This is a genomic window from uncultured Senegalimassilia sp., assembly GCF_934632265.1.
Lineage (GTDB): Bacteria > Actinomycetota > Coriobacteriia > Coriobacteriales > Eggerthellaceae > Senegalimassilia.
Genome location: NZ_CAKTYH010000139.1, coordinates 1 through 4,389 on the forward strand (window position 1 = coordinate 1; position 4,389 = coordinate 4,389).

The 4,389-nt window shown below is 67.3% G+C and carries 6 protein-coding genes; all 6 read right to left on the reverse strand.

Annotation, left to right across the window (positions count from 1 at the left end; all coding sequences use genetic code 11):
• Nucleotides 1-618 (reverse strand): hypothetical protein (locus Q0H50_RS08525; protein ID WP_294421416.1); only part of this gene is annotated, 618 nt, incomplete at its 3' end.
• Nucleotides 615-1,301: a fructose-6-phosphate aldolase gene (fsa, locus tag Q0H50_RS08530; RefSeq protein WP_118349845.1), complete on the reverse strand. Its 687-nt coding sequence runs from the start codon at nucleotides 1,299-1,301 to the stop codon at nucleotides 615-617. The genes Q0H50_RS08525 and fsa, both read right to left, overlap by 4 nt.
• A gap of 473 nt (nucleotides 1,302-1,774) precedes the next feature.
• The gene (gene hisI, locus Q0H50_RS08535) at nucleotides 1,775-2,107 is read right to left on the reverse strand and encodes a phosphoribosyl-AMP cyclohydrolase (protein ID WP_294421418.1); all 333 of its coding nucleotides are present in this window, start codon (nucleotides 2,105-2,107) and stop codon (nucleotides 1,775-1,777) included.
• Nucleotides 2,108-2,248: 141 nt separating this feature from the next.
• Nucleotides 2,249-3,013, reverse strand: coding sequence for an imidazole glycerol phosphate synthase subunit HisF (hisF, locus tag Q0H50_RS08540; RefSeq protein ID WP_294421420.1), 765 nt, complete (start codon nucleotides 3,011-3,013; stop codon nucleotides 2,249-2,251).
• 142 nt (nucleotides 3,014-3,155) lie between these two features.
• Complete coding sequence (gene hisA / locus Q0H50_RS08545; RefSeq protein WP_294421423.1) at nucleotides 3,156-3,899, reverse strand: 1-(5-phosphoribosyl)-5-[(5-phosphoribosylamino)methylideneamino]imidazole-4-carboxamide isomerase; 744 nt, start codon at nucleotides 3,897-3,899, stop codon at nucleotides 3,156-3,158.
• A gap of 9 nt (nucleotides 3,900-3,908) precedes the next feature.
• A partial coding sequence (gene hisH / locus Q0H50_RS08550) for an imidazole glycerol phosphate synthase subunit HisH (RefSeq protein WP_294421425.1) occupies nucleotides 3,909-4,389 on the reverse strand: 481 nt, incomplete at its 5' end.

The following is a 4,389-nucleotide window of genomic DNA, read 5'->3' on the forward strand; positions in this document are numbered from 1 at the left end:
GCCCGGGGCCATGTCGCGGGCGGGTTCCTGCTGATCGGAGCCGGCGGCCGCGGCGGGTGCCTGGGCGGCCTGTGCGGCCTCGGCAGCCTCAGCGGCTTCGGGGGCCTGCTGCTTGTCGGATGCGTCCTGCGCGGGGGCCGCTTGGGCGGCGACGGGCGCGGTGGCGATCTTCTTGTGCGAACGGCCCGGGCGGCGCCTTGCCGGCGTGCCGGCTACGGCCTCAGGGGCCTGGGCGCTTTCAGCGGCTTGCGCCTTGGGCGCGGCGGCCTCGGGCTCGGCAGGGGCCTCCTTCGCCTTTTTCGCCTTCGCAGCGGGTGCGGCCTTTGCTGCGGGCTCCGCCTTCGCGGCGGAAGCGGCTTCGGATTCCTGGGCGGGCGCGGCCTTCTTGCGAGGACGGCCCGGGCGGCGCTTGGCCGGCGTTTTCGGAGCGCTCTCGGCCGGATCAGCCGAAGAAGCGGCGTCGGAAGCCGCGTCGGAAGAAGCCTCGGCAGAAGCCTTGCCCGACGAGGCGGCGCTTTTGCGCGGACGGCCCGGGCGGCGCTTGGGAGCAGCCGGCGCCGCATCGGCCGCGGGGGCGCCCTGCTGCGGCGCCTCCGCTACATTCTGCTCGTCGCTCATGCGTTAGCTACCTTCTCCCAGTCCTTCATGAAGGAGTCCAGGCCGCGGTCGGTGAGCGGATGCTGCACCATCTTCTTCAGCACGCCGAACGGGACGGTGGCGATGTCGGCGCCCATGAGCGCGCACTGCGTGACGTGGTTGGCGCTGCGCACGGAGGCGGCGATGATCTCGATCTGCTCGCCATTGGCGGTGTTGGCCGTGAAGTCGTAGTTATTGATGGCGGTGACGATGTTGCCGACCTGCTCGAGGCCGTCCTCGGAGATGTCATCGAAGCGGCCGATAAACGGGCTGATGTAGCGGGCGCCGGCGCGTGCGGCCAGCAGGGCCTGCGGCACGCTGAAGCACAGCGTCATGTTCACCGGAATGCCCTCGGCGGCCAGCGTGTGGGTGGCGGCCAGGCCCTCGACCATGGTGGGGATCTTCACCACGATGTTCGGGGCGATCTCAGCCAGCTTGCGGCCGTCGGCGACGATCTCGTCGCGCGTCATGGCGACGGACTCGGCGGAAACCGGGCAGTCCGGGCCGACGATGTCGCAGATGCGCTTCATGTGGTTGTGGAAGTCGTCCAGCTTGCCGCCGATCTTGGCGTACAGGGACGGGTTGGTGGTGACGCCCGCCAGCGCACCCCAGCTAGCAGCCTCTTCGATTTCGGCTAGATCTGCCGTGTCCAGAAAGAACTTCACCCTTATTCCTCCTTATATATATGGGTTGTCACCCGCTTTGCGCATAGATGGAGCGTGGAAATGAAGCGGGAACTTGATGATGGGAAGGGTTTCCTTCGAGAAAATAAAGCTAGGGGCAGGATAGCGCAGGCGCCGGGCGCGTGCAAGCAAGTCACTGCGGATAACCACCCGAAGCGCATGACCGGGCATGATAGGGCAGAAGAAATAGAATAGCCGGGCTGGCACCCGGCTATTGATTCGATAACACTGCGCCGCCCGCCACTCCAGAAGTTTGACAGCCTATGGAGCGGGCTTCGCCGGTGTTCTTGCTAGCATAACGGCATTTATTCGTTTTTTCCAGATTGTCTATTCAGCTGCCATGACCAACGCCCGCATCCCTTCATTGCGTTTATTTCGGCGGCGCGCCTTCTCCACCGCCTCAGTTGGGCGCGATCCGATGCCTTTCGGCAGCATATCGGATGACGGCGAAACGGCTACTCGAACTTGGCTAGCGTGCGGAAGAAGCAGCTGGTGGCGCCGGTGTGGCATGCGGGGCCCGCCGGATGAACGAGCGCTAGAAGCGTGTCGGCATCGCAATCGTAGCGAAGTTCGACGATCTTCTGCGTGTTGCCGCTGGTGGCGCCCTTGTGCCACAGCTCCTGGCGGCTGCGGCTCCAAAACACCGTCTCGCCGCGCTCGAGCGTCAGCGTCAGGCTCTCGGCGTTCATCCACGCCATCATGAGCACCTCATGCGTCTCCACGTCCTGCACGATGCACGGGATCAGCCCGTCGGCGTTGTATTTCAGCTCGGGAAGCTCGGTTTGCATGGATCATCCTTTCGACGATGGTTTCCGGCGTGAACAGGGGACGGAGGTGTGTTCACGTTTGCCGTTCGGGAACATGGCAACGTTATCGTGAACGCACCTCCGTCCCCTGTTCACGCCCCCCTGTTCGCACCGACTGCCTATCTACAGGCGCACCGGGACGCCCTGGCTGCGCATGTACTCCTTGACCTGGGATACCGTGAACTCGCCGAAGTGGAAGACGCTGGCGGCCAGCACCGCGTCGGCCTCGCCGTCGATGATGCCCTCGGCGAAGTGCTCGAGCTTGCCCACGCCGCCGCTGGCGATGACGGGGATGTCCACCGCGCGCGCCACTGCGCGGGTGAGCGCGCAGTCGAAGCCGTCCTTGCTGCCGTCGCGGTCCATGCTGGTCAGCAAGATCTCGCCCGCGCCGCGGCGAGCCGCCTCGACCGCCCATTCCACGGCGTCGATGCCGGTTGCGGTGCGGCCGCCGTGCACGTAGACCTCCCACTTGTTGGGGTTGCCGGCCACCTGCTTCGCATCTATGGCGCACAAGATGGCCTGCGTGCCGAACGCCGCGGCGGCATCGGAGATGAGCTGCGGGTTGTCCACCGCCGCGCTGTTGATCGACACCTTGTCGGCGCCGGCGGCTATCATGCGGCGGATGTCGGCGACGCTGCGGAAGCCGCCGCCCACGCAGTACGGCAGGTGCAGCTGCGCGCTGGCGCGGCTTGCAAGGTCGACGGTGGTCTCGCGCTTGTCGCTGGTGGCGGTGATGTCAAGGAAGATCACCTCGTCGGCGCGCTGCTCGTCGTAGCGCTGCGCCAGCTCGATGGGGTCGCCCGCATCGCGCAGGTTCACGAAGTTGACCCCCTTCACCACACGGCCGTCCTTCACGTCCATGCAGGGGATCACGCGTTTTGCCAACATATATCTGCTCCTCAACGGCTCGGGGAAAGGGAAATCGACGGGATGGCGCCGGCGGGTGCGGCGCAGGGCCGGGGAACTCCGCGCAGGTGCGGCAGCGCCCGGCTTCGCCGCTAAACGAACGGCGCACGGCGCCCTTGCGGCATCAGGATCGCGCGGCGGTCAGGCTGGCGCAAAGGGCGACGCCTTCGGCGACGTCGAGCGTGCCCTCGTAGACGGCCCTGCCGGTGATGACACCCTCAATGCTTTCCACCACCGGCGCCAGGCGCTCGATGTCGGCAAGGCTGGCCACGCCGCCGCTGGCGATGACGGGGTTGCCGAACGCGTTCGCCATGTCGACGTAAGCTTGCACGTCGATGCCGGTCTGCATGCCGTCGCGCGCGATGTCGGTGTAGACGATGTGCTTGAACCCGGCGGCGCCCATCGCGCGCGCCAGGTCGGCGGCGGCCACGCCCGAGCCCTCGATCCAACCCGAAACGGCCACTTCCCCGCCCTTCGCGTCGATGCCTGCGGTCAGGCGGTCGCCGCCCACTGCGGCGATCGCCGCGTGCGCAAGGTCCGGGTCGTTGACGAGCGCGGTGCCCAGCACCATGCGCGCCGCGCCGGCGTCGGCCAGGCGCTTGAGCGTCTCCAAGCTGCGGATGCCGCCGCCGATCTCGACGGAAAGCGACGTCTCGCGCACGATGCGCTCCACGATGGCGATGTTCTCCGGAACGCCGCTGCGCGCGCCGTCCAGGTCGACCACGTGCACCCATCGGGCGCCCGCCTGCTCGAAGACGCGAGCCTGCGCCACGGGGTCGTCGTTGTAGACGGTCACCTGGTTGTAATCGCCCTTCGCCAGGCGAACGGCCTTGCCGCCCAGGATATCGATTGCGGGAAGCAGGTACATGGCGGCCCCCTAACCTTGCAAGGCGGGCGATGCCGCCTTGGCGATCTCGACGAAGTTGCGCAGCACGGCCGCGCCGGCATCCGAGCTTTTCTCGGGGTGGAACTGCACGCCGAACGCGTTGCCCTTCTGCACGGCGCACGGGAACGTCACGCTATGCGTGGTGTGCGCGATGGCGAACGACCCGTCAGGCGCGATGTAGCTGTGGGTGAAGTAGAAGTACGTGCCCGAAGGGATGCCCGCGAACAGCGGGTTCTCCGGTGCACCGGCGGGGAAATCAACGGTGTTCCAGCCCACGTGCGGGACCTTGTACGCGCGGCCCTCGGCGTCCTGGCGCGGCATACGCCCCACGCATCCGGGCAGCACGCCCAAACCGTGCGGGTTGCCGTCGGCGCCGGCGCCTTCCACGCCTTCCTCGAACAGCAGGTGCTCGCCCAAGCAGATGCCCAAAAACGGCGCCCCCTCCGCGATGCGGCGGCGGATGGCCTCGGCC